This window comes from Kribbella speibonae (genome assembly GCF_004331375.1).
GTDB lineage: Bacteria > Actinomycetota > Actinomycetes > Propionibacteriales > Kribbellaceae > Kribbella > Kribbella sindirgiensis.
On sequence record NZ_SJKC01000002.1, the window covers coordinates 819,059 to 835,656 of the forward strand.

Consider the following 16,598-nt stretch of genomic DNA (forward strand, 5'->3'; position numbering starts at 1 on the left):
CTTGCCAGCACTCCCCTACGCCGCACGCGCCGCCGGACTGGTGGGTTCGGTGATCGACTCGAGTACGTCGCTGCTGCACAAGCAGACGCACGACATCGTCCGTTTCGCGATGGGATCGCCCGCGGCCGAGGCGGTCCCGGCGCAGATCCTGTCGGCGATCGCGGCCGACGAGCTGAGCCGGCCCTCCAGCTACGACTACGCGGCGACCGAGGGCGACCCGCCGCTGCACGCGGCGCTGCTGGAGATGCTGCGCGGGACCAGCGACGAGACGACGGCCGAGCGGCTCACGATCACGGCCGGGGGTATGCAGGGCCTCGACCTGTTCTGCAAGATCTTCGTCGACCCGGGCGACCTGGTCGTCGTCGAGTCACCGACGTACACGAACGGCAGTGCGACCGCGCTCTCGTACGGCGCCGAGCTGCTCGAGGTACCGGTCGACGACGACGGCATGATTGTCGACGATCTACCACGGCTGCTGGACGGGCGGCGGCCGAAGGCGATCTACACGATCCCGACGTTCCAGAACCCGTCCGGTGCGACGCTCTCCCTCGAACGGCGGCATCGCCTGCTGGAGCTGGCCCGGTCGTGGGGCTCGATGGTGATCGACGACGATCCGTACGGCCTGCTCCGGTTCGCGGGCGAACCGCTCCCGACGCTGCGTGAGCTCGGCGCGGGCGATCCGCTGGTGTTCGCCGTACGGACGTTCTCGAAGATCGTCGCGCCCGGTCTGCGGGTCGGCTGGGTCGACGCGGATCCCGAACTGCAGCAACTGCTGATCAACGCGAAACAGGCGATGGACACCTGCACGAACCTGCCCGCGCAACGGCTGCTCACCGGGTTCCTGACCGGCGGGCATCTCGAGGAACATCTCGTCCGGCAACGAGCGGAGTACAAGCTGCGCAAGGAAGCGATGCGGGCCGCGCTGACCGAGCACTTCGGCGACATCGCGCACTGGACCGATCCGGAAGGCGGCTTCTTCCTCTGGGTCACACTGGAGAACGGCGTCAACGCCGAGGAACTGTTCGAACTCGCACTGGCCGAAGGCGTCGCGTTCATCCCCGGCCCGGCGTTCTCCCCCACCGCCCGCTTCCAGAACGCCTTCCGCCTCTGCTTCGCCTCAACACCCCCGGCCCGCATCCACGAAGGCATCACCCGCCTCCGCCGAGCCACCGACAAACTAGTCCCCTAGCGGAGGCCTTCAGCCAGGAGTTGGGCCAGGTGGCGGGCGTGGCGGGGTGTGGCCTGGGCGATCTGGGTGCGGCAGCTGAAGCCGTCGGCCAGGACGGTGGTTGTCTCGGGCAACGACCGTACGGTGGGGAGCAGCGTGCGCTCCCCTACGGCTTGGGAGATCTCGTAGTGGTCGCGTTCGAAGCCGAAGTTGCCGGCGAGGCCGCAGCAGCCCGGGTCCGCGAGACCGGCCTCGATGCCCGCGGCGGCCATCAGCTTGCGGTCGGCATCGAAGCCGAGGACGGCGTGTTGGTGGCAGTGCGGCTGGACGTACGCCGTTCCGCCGACGTGCGGCGGTTGCCAGCCGGACTCGGCGAGCAGCTCGGAGAACGTGCGGGTGTTCGCGGCCGCCGACGCGGCGAGCGGATTGTCGGCAATCAGCGCGGGAGCGTCGTGGCGGAGGGCCGCCGTACAGCTGGGTTCCAGGCCGACGATCGGTGTACCGGCTTCGAGGTGGGGAGCGAGGACGTCGAGGGAACGGTTGAGGACGCGGCGAGCGGTGGTGAGCTGGCCGGTCGAGATCCAGGTGAGCCCGCAGCAGACCGGCTTGGCGGGAAGCACGACCTCGTATCCGGCAGCCTCCAGTACGGCGACCGCGGCCCGGCCGATCTCCGGCGCCAGGTAGTTGGTGAACGTATCGGGCCACAACACAACGCGCCGCCCGCTTCCAGCCCCTGGGTTGTCGCGGTGGGTGAACCACTGGGTGAAGGTCTCCGGCGCGAAGGGCGGGACCTCCCGCTCCGCAGCGATTCCACCGAGGCGCTTGGTCAGTTGCAGCCCGGCGAAACGGTTCGCGAGTCCCGGTGCCCGGGAGGCGAGGCGCGACCACAGAGGCAGCCAGCCCATCGACCAGTGCGACAACGGGCGCGCCCACGGGCGTCGCGCGTAGTGGTGATGGGTGAACTCGGCCTTGTACGTCGCCACGTCGACGTTCACCGGGCAGTCCGACACGCATCCCTTGCACGACAGGCAAAGGTCCAGCCCGTCGCGTACCTCGGTCGACCGCCACCCGTCCGTGATCAGGTCACCCTGCAACATCTCCCACAACAGATGCGCCCGCCCACGCGTCGAATGCTGCTCGTCCCGCGTCACCTGGTAGCTGGGGCACATCACGCTGCCAGACGTCTGCCGGCACTTCCCGATCCCGACGCACCGCCGCTGGGCCTGCGCGAAGTCGTGGTCATCGTCCGGATAGTCGAAGACTGTCAACAATCTGCGATCCTTCGCCGGCCCGTCATGCCGGATCGCGAGATCGAGCGGCGGCGGGTCGACAATCATGCGCGGGTTCAGCACACCCGCCGGATCCCAGATCCGCTTCAGCTCGCCGAGTAGCGCCACCCCGTCGGCGCCGTACATCCTGCTCAGCAGTTCGCCACGCGCCCGACCGTCACCATGCTCGCCGGACACCGAACCGCCGAGCTCGACCACCAGATCCGCGGCCTGCTCAACGAACTCCCGGTACGTCGCGATCCCGGGCGCACTCAACAGGTCGAAGTCGATCCGCATGTGCATGCAGCCCTCGCCGAAATGCCCGTATGACGCACCCGACAGACCGTGCCGCCCGAGCAGTTCGTCGAGCCCGCGCAGGTAAGCGCCCAACCGCTCCGGTGGTACGGCGGCATCCTCCCAACCGCCCCACGCCTCGGCCCCGTCCGCGCGCCGCGTCGCCAGGCCCGCGGCGTCCGTACGGCACCGCCAGAGGACGGCCTGCGCCTTCGGGTCGGTCACCAGGGACGCGGTCGCGCCGGAGTCACGCAGTTCCTCGAGCATCGCGCGAGCAGCCGACGCGGCGGTCGCCTCGTCGGCGCCGGCGATCTCGACGAGCAGCCAGGCGTTGCCGCTCGGGAGCCCGGCGTGGACCGCGGCGTCCCGCACCTCCGTCGGCAGCCGGTCCACGAGTTCGTTGTTGATGGACTCCATCGTGCGCGGCGCGTGCCGCAGCACGACCGGTACGCAATCGGCCGACGTGATCGAGTCGGCGAACCCGAGCACGCACAGAACCTTTGCCTTGGGCAACTCGACGAGCCGGACCGTCGCCCGCAGCGTCGCGGCGAGACCGCCTTCGCTCCCGGCCAGCAATCCGGCCATGTTGTACCCGTGCTCCGGCAGCAGCCGATGCAGCGCATAGCCCGAGATCTGCCGCGCGAACTGCCCGAACCGCCGGCGGATCAGCAACTCGTTCCGCCCGGCAAAAGCCTGGAGCGCCCGATGCAACTCCCCCTCCCTCCCCGGCCGAGCGGCCAACACCTCAGGGTCAGTAGCAGTCCCGGAGTCGAGGGTCAGGCGGGTTGCGTCGGCGAGGATCACGTCCAAGGAGCGGAGGTTGTCGGCGGTCGTGCCCCACGCGACCGAGTGGGCGCCGCACGCGTTGTTCGCGATCATGCCGCCGAGGGTTGCGCGGCTGGCCGACGACGGGTCGGCGCCGAACGCCAGCCCGTGCGGTTTCGCGGCGGCCAGCAGATCGGTCAGTACGACGCCCGGCTCGACGACCGCCGTCTTCGCCGCGGTGTCGAGGTCGAGGATGCGATTCACGTGCCGCGAGGCGTCGATGACGACGCCGCCGATCGCGTTACCCGCCATCGACGTACCGCCGCCGCGCATCACCACCGGCGCACCAGCGGCGGCAGTCAGCGCGACGGCCGCTGCCAGGTCCTCGGCATCAGCTGGTACGACGACCAGGTCCGGCACCGCGCGGTAGTTCGACCCGTCCGCGGCGTACAGCGCCCGCGTCCTCCGATCGTCGCCGACCGCACCCCGAAGTTCGCGGCGCAGCGAGCCCGCCAGCCGCGCGACGTCGTACGCGACAGATCCGACGCCAGGACGCTCTGGGGTTAACATTGTCGACAATCTACCTTTCGGACGATGGACCAGCCAGGAGGCCCGATGGTCACGGTAGGACTCCTTTATCCCGGACACAGCGCGGAAGACGACTACCCGGCACTCGAGGCCCGGCTCGACGGATCGGTGAAGCTTCCGGTCGTCATCACCTCGGTCGGCGAGGACGCGCATCGGGTGGACGCGCTTCTCGACCTCGGCCGCGCGGAACGGCTCGCCGAAGGGGCCGCGGAGCTGAAGCCGGCGCAGCCGGACTCCGTGATGTGGGCGTGTACCTCGGGCAGCTTCGTGTTCGGGCGGGAGGGGGCGAACATCCAGGCGGCCGGGGTGGCGCAGGCGCTCGGCGTACCGGCGTCCTCGACCTCGATCGCGTTCGTCGACGCCTGCCGGGCGCTCGGGGTCACGCGGGTCGCCGTCGCCGCGTCGTACCCGGAAGACGTCGCGCAGCACTTCGTCCGGTTCCTGACCGCGGGCGGCGTCGACGTGGTGTCGATGGGCAGCAACGGGATCATCACTGCCGCCGAGGTCGGGACGCTCGAGCCCGCGCAGGTAGTCGCGATGGTGAAGGCGGCCGACCACCCCGACGCCGAGGCGGTCCTGGTGCCGGACACCGCGATGCACACGCTGGGGATCGTCGACGATCTGGAGGCCGCGGTCGGCAAACCGGTCCTGACGGCGAACCAGGTGACGGTCTGGAAGGGGCTCGAGTTGGCAGGGGCTGTACCGTCTTTGCCAGATCTGGGCACGCTGTTCGCCACAAGGGGGAATTCGGAGTGACAAGTTACATCGAGCCGCTGGCTCAGGAGTCGACGCCGAGCATCATCGCCGACAAACTGCGCAAGGCCATCGGCCACGGGGAGTTCCGGCCCGGCGCGCAGATCGTCGAGGCCGACCTGGCCCGCAAGCTCGGGGTGAGCCGGGGCCCGTTGCGGGAGGGCATGCAGCGCCTGACCCAGGAAGGGCTGCTGGTCTCGATCCGCAACCGCGGCCTGTTCGTCATCGACATGACGCCCGCGGACATCCGCGACATGTACCTCGCCCGCGAGGCGATCGAGCGCGCCGCGGCCCGCGAGATCCTCCTCGACGGCGATTACGAGACAGCCGGGTCGGCGCTGCTCGCGATCGTCGACCGGATGGCAGCCGCCGGCGATCCGGCCGCGGTCGGCGAGCTCGACATCGAGTTCCACGAGCTGCTCGTGCGGCTCGCCGGCAGCCCGAGGCTGTCGCGGATGCACCAGACCTCCATCATCGAGACCCGGATGTGCATCCGTGCCCTCGAGGGGACGTACACAGCCCGCGACGCGCGCGCAGTCGAACATCAGACCCTCGCCGTCGCGATCCGCTCCGGCGACGCCGAGCTCGCCGACGAACTCCTGATCGCCCACATGGACGACGCCATCCAGCGCCTCACCAGCCGCTGACCGGACGCACATCCTGGACCTCGTCGGTTCCTGCGCCCGGTCGACCGCTGAGGGCTCGTCACCTGCTGAGGCTGGTCAGCCGCTGACCGCGATGCCGATGTACTTGGTTTCGAGGAACTCGTCGATCCCGACCGCGCCGCCCTCCCGGCCGAGCCCGGACTGCTTGACGCCGCCGAACGGCGCGGCGGGGTTCGACACCACGCCCTGGTTCAGCCCGACCATGCCGGTCTCGATCGACTCCGCGACCCGGAGCGCGCGCCGCAGGTCGTTGGTGAACACGTAGGCCACCAGCCCGTACTCCGTGTCGTTCGCGGCCCGCACGACCTCGTCCTCGGTGCTGAACGGCGTCAACGGCGCGACCGGCCCGAAGATCTCCTGGTCCGCCATCGCCGCCTCCCGCGGTACGCCGGTCAGCACCGTCGGCGGGTAGAAGTACCCGCTGCCGGGCGCGACCTCTCCCCCGGTGAGCACGGTCGCACCCCGTCCGACCGCGTCCGCCACCAGCGTCCGCACCTTCTCCCGGCCGGCCTCGTCGATCAGCGGGCCGACGTTCACCCCCGGCTCGGTACCGCGCCCGACCGTCAGCGCGGCCATCCGCTCCGCGAGCCGGCGCCCGAACTCGTCGATCACCGACTCGTGCACGAAGATCCGGTTGGCCGCCGTACAGGCCTCGCCCATGTTCCGCATCTTCGCCGCGATCGCGCCGGTCACCGCCTCGTCCAGGTCCGCGTCCTCGAACACCACGAACGGCGCGTTGCCGCCGAGCTCGAGCGACGTCCGCAGCACCTTCTCCGCGCACTGCTCGAGCAGGATCCGGCCGACCCGCGTGGACCCGGTGAACGACAGCTTCCGCGCCAGCCCGGACCGGATCAGCGGCTCCATCACGCCGCCGGCGTCCATCGCGGTCACGCAGTTGACGGCACCCGCGGGTACGCCGGCCTCGGCCAGGATCCCCATCAACGCCAGCATCGACAGCGGCGTCTGATGGGCGGGCTTGATGACGCTCGTGCAGCCGGCCGCGATCGCCGGGCCGAGTTTGCGGGTCCCCATCGCCATCGGGAAGTTCCACGGGGTGATCAGCAGGCACGGGCCGACCGGCTGCTTGGTGATCAGGAAGCGCGCGTTCCCGGCCGGAGCGGTCTGGTACCCGCCGTCGATCCGGACCGCCTCGCCCGCGAAGTGCCGGAAGAACTCGGCCGCGTACGCGATCTCGCCCCGCGCCTCCGCCAGCGGCTTGCCCATCTCGAGCGTCATCAGCAACGCGAGCTCGTCGGCACGCTCGATCAGGAGCTCGTACGCCGTCGTCAGCATGTCGGACCGTTCGCGCGGTGGCGTACGGGCGAAGTCGGGCTGCGCGGCGACGGCTGCCTCGAGCGCGGCGCGACCGTCCGCCGGTGACGCGTCGGCGACCGCGCAGAGCACCTCGCCGGTCGACGGATCGATGACGTCGAACGTCGCGCCGCGGGTCGCGTCGGTCCACTTCCCATCGATGAACAGCCGCTTCTCGACGGCCTCGACAACCCTCGCCTCGTCCACCCTCGACTGGTCCATCTGCACCCCTTCACCGGCCTCGGAAGCTGAGATACGCTGATTGTCGACAATCTACCATCTGACCCGTGGAGGGGAAGTCCGTGGCCGAGCTCTCGCAGATCCTCAAACAGGCGACCGGCGTGGTCGCCGCCCGCGGTGTGGGCGTCCAGCTGTTCGACGAGGACGACCGCAGGTACCTGGACTTCACCGCCGGCATCGGGGTCACGTCGACCGGGCACTGCCATCCACGGGTGGTCGCGGCCGCCCAGGAGCAGGTCGGACGGATCATCCACGCGCAGTACACGACCGTGATGCACCGGCCGCTGCTCGAGCTGGTGGACCGGCTCGGCGAGGTCCTCCCCCGGCACCTCGACCGGATGTTCTTCGCGAACTCCGGCAGCGAGGCGATCGAGGCGGCGCTGCGGCTCACCCGCCAGGCAACCGGCCGGCCGAACGTGATCGTGTTCCACGGCGGCTTCCACGGCCGGACCGTCGCCGCGGGTTCGATGACGACGTCCGGGACCAAGTTCCGCTCCGGCTTCAGCCCGTTGATGGCCGGCGTGCATGTGTCGCCGTTCCCGGACCCCGGCCACTTCGGCTGGCCCGTCGAGCAGGCGACCGACTTCGCGTTGAGCCAGTTGGACTACGTCCTGCAGACGTTGAGTGCGCCCGCCGACACCGCGGCGTTCTTCGTGGAGCCGGTGCTCGGCGAGGGCGGGTATGTGCCGGCGAACGAGCGGTTCTTCGCGGGTCTGCGTGAGCGCGCAGACGCGCACGGGGTCCTGCTTGTGGTGGACGAGGTACAGACCGGGTTCGGGCGGACCGGGAAGTTCTGGGGCGGTGACCACTTCGGTTCGCACCCGGACGTTCTCGTCACCGCGAAGGGGCTCGCGTCCGGGTTCCCGCTGTCGGGGATCGCCGCGTCGGCGGAGCTGATGGAGAAGGCGTGGCCTGGCTCGCAGGGCGGTACTTACGGCGCTAACGCAGTGGCGTGCGCGGCGGCGCTGGCGACGCTGGACGTGATCAAGGACGAGGGTCTCGTGCAGAACTCGGCGGACCGCGGCGCTCAGCTCAAGCAGGCGCTGCAGCTGGTCGCGGACAAGCACGAGCAGATCACCGACGTCCGCGGGCTCGGGTTGATGATCGGGAACGAGTTCCGCGACTCGGACGGGAAGCCGGATCCGGTGACGGCCGCCGCGGTGCAGCAGGAGGCGGCGCGGCGGGGCTTGCTGCTCCTCACGTGCGGCGCCTGGGGTCAGGTCGTGCGCTTCATCCCGGCCCTGGTCGTCTCCCCCGACGAGATCGACGAGGCCGCCGGCCTCTGGTCCGACGCAGTCACCGCAGTAGCCGGCTGAGCCACGGGCCGACCGGGCCGACCGGGCCGACCGGGCCGGCTGAGTCGGCTGAGTCGGCTGAGTCGGCTAGGTCGGCTAGGTCGGCTAGGTCGGCGGCTGGACAGCCGACCGCGTCGACCGGGTCGCGGCTTAGCCGCCGCTGTTGGGTTTGGCGGGGTCGGATCCGCGCTTTTCGGAAAGTTTCTCGCGCTGGTTGGCGAATTGTTTCCGGAAAGCGCGGATCCGCGGGGTCAGGCCTTGGCGGGGGCCGGTTCGAGGGCGACCGGCGGTGGGGCGTCGTCGGTGCCCGGGATCTCGGTGCCGTTCAGCGGGCACCGGGAGGTCTCGGGGACCTTGGCGAGCGCGAGCGCTCCGACGAGACAGGCCGCCATCATGTAGTACGCCGGCACCAGCGAGTCACCCAGCTTCGCCGTCAGCCAGTCGTTGACCGCGGGCGCCGTACCGCCGAACAGCGACGTCGACACGTTGTACGCGATCGCGAAGCCGGCGTACCGAACGTGCGTCGGGAACATCGCGGGGAACGTCGCGGAGATCGTCGCCAGCTGCGGTACGTACAGCAGGCCGAGGACCGCGAAGCCGATGATCGCGCCGGCCAGGTTCGTCCCCATCAGCAGGAACATCGGGACGCCGAACACGAACAACCCGGCCAGCGACGCCCACCACAGCGGCTTGCGCCCGAGCCGGTCCGACGCGCGTCCGGCGAACGGCACGAAGACCATCATGGTCAACATTCCGATGATCGGCACGATCAGCGATTGATCGGCGCTCAGCCCGATCTCCTTCTCCAGGTACGTCGGCATGTACGTGAGCAGCGTGTAGTTCACGACATTCAACGCGATGACCATGCCGCCGAGCCGCAGGATCGGCTGCCAGTAACCCGCCAGCAGGTCCTTGAACTGCGTCGTGGTCTCCTGCTCCTTCTGCCCCTTCGCCTCGAGCTCACGGAACACCGGCGTGTCCTCCAGCCGGGACCGGAGGTAGACGCCGACCAGACCGAGCGGCGCGGCGACCAGGAACGGAAGACGCCAACCCCACGCGTGCATCGCGTCGTCGCCGAGGACCAGCGAGAAGCCCAGCATCAGCAGCGCACCGAGCGAGAAGCCGGCCAGCGTGCCGAACTCCAGGAAGCTGCCGAGGAACCCGCGCTTGCGGCTCGGGGCGTACTCGGCCATGAAGGTCGCGGCACCGCCGTACTCGCCGCCGGTCGAGAAGCCCTGGACCATCCGGAGCAGGACCAGCAGGATCGGCGCCCAGAGCCCGATCGTGTCGTACGAGGGCACCAGACCGGCGAGCAGCGTCGCGCCGGACATCATCAGGATCGTGATCGCCAGCACGTGCTTGCGGCCGAGGCGGTCACCGAGCGGGCCCCAGACCAGGCCGCCGAGCGGGCGGACCAGGAACGAGACGGCGAACGTCATCAGCGCCAGCAGGGTCTGGCTCTCGGTGTCGCCCGGGAAGATCGCGGCCGAGATGTAGGTCACGCCGTAGGCGTAGATGCCGTAGTCGAACCACTCGGTCGCGTTCCCGATCGCCGAGGCGGCGATCGCTTTCTTGAGTACGCCGGGCGGTTGCTCCTGCTCGGTCGTGGTCACAGGCGGCCGGTCCTGGGCGCGTCCACCCGGCGGGGGCTGGGCGCTCTCAGGCGGCTGGGTCTCGGAGTCCACGGTTTCCTCCTGTCGTCATACGGCCTCACCTGTGTGCCCACCCGCAGACAATCCACACGCCTCACGGGGTCAGGTCGTAGTTTTGTTGACAATCCGAAGGTTAGCCATGTGCAATCGTGAACCACAAGCGATCACTACCGGCGGATCACGCCAAATCGTTCAATGACGCTCAATGACGTTCAATGACGTTCGGCGAGCGAGGCGAGACCCGCGGTGATCACCGAGATCCCGAACTCGAACCGGTCGTCACCGGCGGCGCCGGACGTCAACGGGCCCGCAAGCGCCATCGTGAGCGGGAACCGGTCAGCCGGCAACGAGGCGAAGTAGGACCGCAACCCGTCGAGGAACCGCTCGAGATCCTCCGGGCTCCACTGGTCCGCACGCTGCACGTTCTCCTCGAACGCCACCGCGGTCACATACAGCGGGATCAGGTCGACAGCCCACGCGGCAGCCTCGTCGGACAGCCCGCCCGCCTTGAGAATGCCGAGTAGACACTCGGAACTGCGCAGCGCCGCCTCCCCCAGCGGCACGGCCCCGATCGCGGCGCGTGCGACACCGGGCATCGTCCGCATCGCGCGCAGCATCTCGCGCATCGCTTCCTTCAACTGCTCCTGCCAGCGCTCGGGATCCGGCGGCGACGGCAGGTTCATCGCCTGCGCGGCGCGGTCAACCAGGAGCTGGTCGAGCTCCCTCTTGTTCGCGACATGCGCATACAGCGAGGCGGGGCCGGTGTGCAGTTCCTGGGCGATCTTCCGCATCGAGACCGCCTCGTACCCCTGGTCGACCATCACCCGCAGGGCAGTGTCGACGATCCGCTCCCGGTTCAGCGGCTCCTTGGCCGGACGGACGGGCTTGGCGGGACTGATCGGCTGCCACGGCGGTTGGGTCATGCGAACCACTGTAGCGAACACCGTACTTGACGGGAACACTGTTCGAGCGTAGAACAGTGTTCGTCAACGAACATCGTTCGCATCAGACCTCGAGGAGCCATCATGACCGCCACCGCCGTACAGACCTCACCCGACACCCCACCCGACACCACGACCACGCCGCGCGGCACGCCGTACCGCTGGCGCTGGCTCGTGGTCGCCACCATCCTGGTCGCCGAGATCATGGACCTGGTCGACGCGACGATCGTCAACATCGCCGCTCCCTCGATCCGGGCCGACCTCGGCGGCTCCGAATCGGCCATGCAGTGGATGCTGGCCGGCTACACCCTGGCGTTCGCGATCGGCCTGGTCACCTTCGGCCGGCTCGGCGACCTGGTCGGCCGCCGGCGGCTGTTCGTGATCGGGGCCGTCGGGTTCACGATCGCGTCCGCGGTCTGCGGACTGGCCACCAGCCCGGAACTGCTGATCGGCAGCCGGGTCGCGCAGGGCCTGCTCGGCGCCGTGATGATCCCGCAGGGTTTCGCGATCCTGAAGTCGATCTTCCCGCCCGACGAACTCGGTAAGGCGTTCGCGATGTTCGGCCCGGTGATGGGACTGTCCGCGGTCGCGGGCCCGATCCTGGCCGGCGTACTGATCGACGCGAACTGGTTCGACGCCGGCTGGCGGACGATCTTCTTCATCAACGTCCCGATCGGGATCGCCGCCCTGGCCGGCGCCCTGCGCTTCATGCCCGAGGTCAAGACGTCCGGCGCATCCCGGCTGGACGCCGTCGGCGTACTCCTCGTCAGCCTCGCCTCCGGTCTGCTGATCTACCCGCTGGTGCAGGGCCGCGAGCTCGGCTGGCCGTTGTGGACAATCCTGATGTTGACCGCCTCGATCGTGGTCTTCGCGCTGTTCGGCTGGCGGGAGCGCCGGTCCGGCAACCCGGTCATCGACCCGTCGCTGTTCCGCAACCGCGGGTACGTCGCCGGGCTCGGTGTGATCACCACGTTCTTCCTCGCGATGAACGGCTTCATGCTGGTCTTCAACCTGTTCACCCAGCTCGGCCTGCACTACAGACCGCTGAAGGCCGGCCTCGCGATGGTGCCGTTCTCGCTCGGGATCGCGATCGGCGCGCCGCTGTCCGCGGGCCTGCTCGCCCCGAAGCTCGGCCGCAAGGCGCTGCAGCTCGGCATCGCGACGATGACGGTCGCGATGGCCGGCGTCTGGTTCACGCTGCACACGTACGGCGACGCGACCACGGTCTGGAATCTGGTCCCGGCGACGCTGGCCACCGGGATCGGCGCCGGCATGGTGTTCGCGCCGCTGTTCGACATCATCCTGGCCTCGATCGACGACCAGGCCGCGGGATCGGCGTCCGGCGTACTGACCGCCATGCAGCAGTACGGCGGCGCGATCGGAGTCGCCGTGATCGGCACCGTGTTCTTCCAGCTGCTGCCGACCCACGCGTTCCTGGGCGCGACCAAAACCTCGGTCCTGGTCGCGATCGGGCTGTTCGTCGTGAGCCTCGCCGTGTCGTACCTACTCCCGAAGCGGGCCCGGGAGGAGAGCGTCAGTCACGGCTGACGAACCCCTCCTTCACCAACCAGTCCATGGCGACGTCGGCGGGCTCGCGACCGTCGACGTCGACCTGCGCGTTGAGTTCGATCAGCACCTCGTCGGTGAGCTTGTCCGACACCGGCTGCAGCAGCTCCCGCAGCTGCGGGTACTCGTCCAGCACCTTCTTGCTGATCACCGGAGCCACGTTGTACGCCGGGAAGTACTTCTTGTCGTCCTGCAGTACGACGAGGTCCAGCGACTTGATCCGCCCGTCGGTCGTGAAGATCTCCCCGAACCGGCAGTCGCCCTTGTTCGTCGCGGCGTACACCGCGCCGGTGTCCAGGGTCCGGATGTTGTCCCGCGGTACGCCGGAACCCAATGGGATCCCGTAATGCTTCAGCATCGGCTCGAACCCGTCGTTGCGGTTCGCGAACTCGGACTCGACGCAGAACGTGCGCTCCTTCACCGGCAGCGACTCGACCTGGGACAGCTTGGTGACGTGCAGCCGCTCGGACTCCTTCCGGGTCATCGCGAAGCCGTAGCTGTTGTTCATCGGAGCGGGCTTCAGCCAGATCAGCCCGTACTTCTGCGCGTCCTCCTTGCGGACGGCGTCGTACTGCTGCTGCTTGTCGGGGATGCCGGTGTCGTGGCCGAGGTACGAGATCCACGCGGTGCCCGTGTACTCCCAGGCCATCTGGATCTGGTCCTGGATCATCGCCTGGCGGGACGTGTCGGAGCCGGGCATGTTGGTGAGGTCCTGGACGTTCGCGCCGGCCGAACGCATCAGGATCGCGGCGATCTTTCCGAGGATCAGCTGCTCCTGGAAGCTCTTCGAGCCGATCGCGATCTTGAGTCCGTCGAGGCTCTTCACCTCGGCGAGCGGTCCCTGGAGCGCGCCGGTCGGCACGAAGCCGCCGCTGGTGCCGAGACCACAGCCGGACAGGGCGCCCGACAGGACGAGGAGGAGCGCGGACGCTGCCGCGACGAGCCGCTTCATCCGAGCCCTCTCGGTCGGGTCACTTCTTCCAGTACTCGGCCCGCCCAGTCGATCAGCAGGGCGAGGGCCGCGACCAGTACGGCGCCGCTGATCAGCACCGGGTAGCGCAGCAGGCGGATGCCGGTGGTGATCAGGCTGCCCAGTCCCCCGGCGTCGATGAACGTCGCGAGGGTCGCCGTACCGACGACCAGGACCAGCGCGGTGCGGATGCCGGCCATGATCACCGGCACCGCGAGCGGCAGTTCGATCCGGCCGAGGACGGCGGCACTCGACATGCCCATGCCGCGGCCGGCCTCGACGAGGGTCGAGTCGACGCCTTGGAGGCCGACGATCGTGTTCCGCAGGACCGGCAGGATCGCATACAGGCAGAGCGCAAGGATCGCGGTCCAGAAGCCGAAGCCGAGCCAGATCGCGAGCAGCACGATCAGCCCGATCACCGGCGCCGCCTGGCCGGCGTTCGCGATCGCGACCACGACCGGAGCGGCCCGGCGGGCCCGCGGCCGGGTCAGCAGGATGCCGAGCGGCACGGCGACCAGCAGCACGATGACCGTGGCGACGGCGGTCAGCTTCAGGTGCTCGATTGTCAACGATCCTACGAGCTTCCAGTCGAGCTGCCGCTGCTCGATCGAGTCGAGTTCGGCGCGGGACCGCCAGATCGCCCACACCCCGATCACGATGGCCACGAACAACGGCTGCCCGATCAGCAGACCCCACGACGGCCGCCGCGCCCGGCTGCTCGCCAGCCCGGCCGCGGCCGCCTTCGCATCGGCGCGGTTCTCCGGAGATTTCAGGTCCGGTCCCGGATCGACAGCGGTCATGGGGCGACCTCCGCCTCCGGTTGGCCGTTGCCGTCCTGGATGCGGGCGAGGACGGACTGGAAGTCGACCACGCCGAGGTACTCGTCGCGGCGGCCGGTGACGACCGCGCTGCCATGGCTGGACATCAGCATCGTGTCGAGCGCGTCGTTCAGCGTTGCCCGCCGGTCGATCGTCACCAGGTCGGTGTCCTCGTGCGGCGCCGGCACATTGTCGACATCCGACAAATCGGATGTCCACATCCAGTCGACCGGTCGCCGCCGGCCGTCCAGGACGACCACCGAGTCGTCACCCGCGGCCTTCGCGGCCCGCAGTACGTCGGGCGCCGGGTCGCCGATCTCCGCGACCGTCGGCTGACACAACTCGATCTCGCTCACCCGGCTCAACGTGAGCTGCTTGAGCGCCGCGCCCGCACCGACGAAGTCCGCGACGAACCGGTCGGCCGGATTCGCCAGGATCGCCTCGGGGGTGTCGTACTGCGCGATGTTCGCGCCCTCGGTGAGGATCAGGATCCGGTCGCCGAGCTTCACCGCCTCGTCGAAGTCGTGCGTGACGCAGACGATCGTCTTGCGCAGCTCCTCCTGGATGCTGAGCAGTTCGTCCTGCAGGCGCTGCCGCGTGATCGGGTCGACCGCGCCGAACGGCTCGTCCATCAGGATCACCGGCGGGTCCGCGGCCAGTCCGCGCGCGACGCCGACCCGCTGCTGCTGACCGCCCGACAGCTCGCGGGGGTATCTCCCGCGATAGCGCGAAGGGTCGAGGCCGACGAGTTCGAGCAGTTCGTCGACCCGTTCCGCCGTACGCCGTTTGTCCCAGCCGAGCAGGCCCGGGACCAGGGCGATGTTCTGCGTGACGGTCATGTGCGGGAACAGGCTGCCGCCCTGGATCACGTACCCGATCCGGCGCCGCAGGTCGTCGTCATCGGTCCGGCTGACGTCCTCGCCGCCGATCCGGATACTGCCCGAGGTCGGCTCGATCAGCCGGTTGATCATCTTCAGCGAGGTGGTCTTGCCGCAGCCGGACGGGCCGACGAACATCACGATCTCGCCGGCCGGGATGTGCAGGGTCAGCCCCTCCACCGCGGGTTTCTTCTGGCCCGGGTACCGCTTCACGACATCGGTCAACTCGATGTCGACGCCGCTGACTTCTGGTTCGGATTCAGGCACGGATACCCCTCGAGGTGGTCAGGCGGCCGACGAGCAGCAGCATGGCGTCCAGGATCAGAGCGAGCAGGACCACGCCGATCGTGCCGACCAGCGCGGAGTTCAGGGCGTTCTTGCCGCCGATCTGGGTCAGGCCGGTGAAGATGAAGCTGCCCAGACCGGGACCGAGCACGTACGCCGCGATCGCCGCGATCCCCATCGACATCTGGGCCGAGACCCGGACGCCGGCCAGGATCACCGGCCACGCCAGCGGCAGCTCGATCCGCAACAGCGTCCGGATCGCGCCCATACCCATACCGCGCGCCGACTCGATCAGCGTCGCGTCGACGCCGGCGAGGCCGACGACGGCGTTCCGCAGGATCGGCAGGCAGGCGTAGAACGTCACGGCGACGACCGAGGTCGCCGTACCGATGCCGGCCAGGGGGATCATCAGACCGAGCAGCGCGAACGACGGAATCGTCAGACCGACCGCGCTGACCGCGCCGGCCAGGGACGCGATCCGCGGGTTCCGGTGCACGACGACGGCCAGGCCGACCGCGATCACGGTGGCCAGCAGCACGCACTGGATGACCAGGCTCAGGTGCTGATAACTCTGGTAGAGCAGTTGTGAATTACGCTCAGTTATGTAGTCCCACACGCGGTAGCCGGTACCCAACAAGCGTTGGATTCACACGCGACGAAGCCCCTGGCACCATCAGGTGCCAGGGGCTTCGAAGGGTTGGATCAGTTGAACGAGTCGCCGCAGGCGCAGGACCCGGTGGCGTTCGGGTTGTCGATGGTGAAGCCCTGCTTCTCGATGCTGTCGACGAAGTCGATCGACGCACCCTTGAGGTACGGAGCGCTCATCCGGTCCGTGACGACACTCACACCACCGAAGTCGGCCACCACGTCGCCGTCGAGCTGACGCTCGTCGAAGAACAGCTGGTACCGCAGGCCGGAGCACCCGCCCGGCTGGACGGCGACCCGCAGCGCGAGGTCGTCGCGGCCTTCCTGGTCGAGCAGCGCCTTCACCTTGGCGGCGGCCCCGTCGGTGAGGAGAACACCAGTGGCGACGGCCTGCTCGGTCTGCGCTTCAGTCATTCCTGACTCCAGTCATCTGCTCAAGTGCCGGCGTACAGCCCAGTACAGCTCCGTCGGCACGGAAGTCTCTTGTCAACACAGG

14 protein-coding genes are annotated in these 16,598 nt (G+C 69.1%); 5 read left to right on the forward strand and 9 right to left on the reverse strand.

Features of this window, described 5'->3' with window-relative positions; genetic code table 11:
- Position 1 precedes the first annotated feature (1 nt).
- The gene (locus E0H92_RS17210; protein WP_131496921.1) at positions 2-1,189 is read left to right on the forward strand and encodes an aminotransferase-like domain-containing protein; all 1,188 of its coding nucleotides are present in this window, start codon (positions 2-4) and stop codon (positions 1,187-1,189) included.
- Here the strand turns inward: E0H92_RS17210 and E0H92_RS17215 are convergent.
- Entirely contained in the window at positions 1,186-4,065 is a 2,880-nt protein-coding gene (locus E0H92_RS17215; RefSeq protein WP_131496922.1) for an FAD-binding and (Fe-S)-binding domain-containing protein, read from the reverse strand. The genes E0H92_RS17210 and E0H92_RS17215 overlap by 4 nt on opposite strands.
- 24 nt (positions 4,066-4,089) lie before the next feature.
- Between E0H92_RS17215 and E0H92_RS17220 the strand changes: the two genes are divergently transcribed.
- Positions 4,090-4,839: a maleate cis-trans isomerase family protein gene (locus E0H92_RS17220; RefSeq protein WP_238152757.1), complete on the forward strand. Its 750-nt coding sequence runs from the start codon at positions 4,090-4,092 to the stop codon at positions 4,837-4,839.
- Entirely contained in the window at positions 4,836-5,483 is a 648-nt protein-coding gene (locus tag E0H92_RS17225; protein WP_131496923.1) for a GntR family transcriptional regulator, read from the forward strand. Before E0H92_RS17220 ends, E0H92_RS17225 begins: the two co-directional genes overlap by 4 nt.
- Positions 5,484-5,558: 75 nt before the next feature.
- On the opposite strand, the gene E0H92_RS17230 is transcribed toward E0H92_RS17225, so the two are convergent.
- Positions 5,559-7,034, reverse strand: coding sequence for an NAD-dependent succinate-semialdehyde dehydrogenase (locus E0H92_RS17230; RefSeq protein ID WP_131496924.1), 1,476 nt, complete (start codon positions 7,032-7,034; stop codon positions 5,559-5,561).
- Positions 7,035-7,099: 65 nt separating this feature from the next.
- Between E0H92_RS17230 and E0H92_RS17235 the strand changes: the two genes are divergently transcribed.
- Positions 7,100-8,368, forward strand: a complete 1,269-nt coding sequence (locus E0H92_RS17235) for an aspartate aminotransferase family protein (RefSeq protein WP_238173469.1) — start codon at positions 7,100-7,102, stop codon at positions 8,366-8,368.
- 230 nt (positions 8,369-8,598) lie between these two features.
- Here E0H92_RS17235 and E0H92_RS17240 read toward each other — a convergent pair whose 3' ends face one another.
- Together E0H92_RS17240 and E0H92_RS17245 are read right to left on the reverse strand one after the other, a co-directional pair.
- Positions 8,599-10,032 (reverse strand): MFS transporter, encoded by a 1,434-nt coding sequence (locus tag E0H92_RS17240; protein ID WP_238173470.1) that lies wholly within the window; start codon positions 10,030-10,032, stop codon positions 8,599-8,601.
- A 179-nt stretch (positions 10,033-10,211) separates the two neighbouring features.
- Complete coding sequence (locus E0H92_RS17245; protein WP_131496925.1) at positions 10,212-10,922, reverse strand: TetR/AcrR family transcriptional regulator; 711 nt, start codon at positions 10,920-10,922, stop codon at positions 10,212-10,214.
- A gap of 102 nt (positions 10,923-11,024) precedes the next feature.
- On the opposite strand from E0H92_RS17245, the gene E0H92_RS17250 reads away from it, so the two are divergent.
- Complete coding sequence (locus tag E0H92_RS17250) at positions 11,025-12,488, forward strand: DHA2 family efflux MFS transporter permease subunit (protein WP_131496926.1); 1,464 nt, start codon at positions 11,025-11,027, stop codon at positions 12,486-12,488.
- On the opposite strand, the gene E0H92_RS17255 is transcribed toward E0H92_RS17250, so the two are convergent.
- The 5 genes from E0H92_RS17255 to E0H92_RS17275 form a co-directional block, all read right to left on the reverse strand.
- Entirely contained in the window at positions 12,475-13,458 is a 984-nt protein-coding gene (locus tag E0H92_RS17255) for a glycine betaine ABC transporter substrate-binding protein (RefSeq protein ID WP_131496927.1), read from the reverse strand. The two genes, E0H92_RS17250 and E0H92_RS17255, sit on opposite strands and share 14 nt — an antisense overlap.
- Entirely contained in the window at positions 13,455-14,276 is an 822-nt protein-coding gene (locus E0H92_RS17260) for an ABC transporter permease (protein WP_131496928.1), read from the reverse strand. The genes E0H92_RS17255 and E0H92_RS17260 overlap by 4 nt, the downstream gene beginning before the upstream one ends.
- On the reverse strand, positions 14,273-15,439 hold the full coding sequence (locus E0H92_RS17265) for an ABC transporter ATP-binding protein (protein ID WP_131496929.1): 1,167 nt from the start codon (positions 15,437-15,439) through the stop codon (positions 14,273-14,275). The genes E0H92_RS17260 and E0H92_RS17265 overlap by 4 nt, the downstream gene beginning before the upstream one ends.
- On the reverse strand, positions 15,432-16,073 hold the full coding sequence (locus tag E0H92_RS17270) for an ABC transporter permease (protein WP_131462626.1): 642 nt from the start codon (positions 16,071-16,073) through the stop codon (positions 15,432-15,434). Before E0H92_RS17270 ends, E0H92_RS17265 begins: the two co-directional genes overlap by 8 nt.
- Positions 16,074-16,159: 86 nt before the next feature.
- The gene (locus E0H92_RS17275) at positions 16,160-16,516 is read right to left on the reverse strand and encodes a HesB/IscA family protein (RefSeq protein ID WP_130380162.1); all 357 of its coding nucleotides are present in this window, start codon (positions 16,514-16,516) and stop codon (positions 16,160-16,162) included.
- Positions 16,517-16,598: the final 82 nt, after the last annotated feature.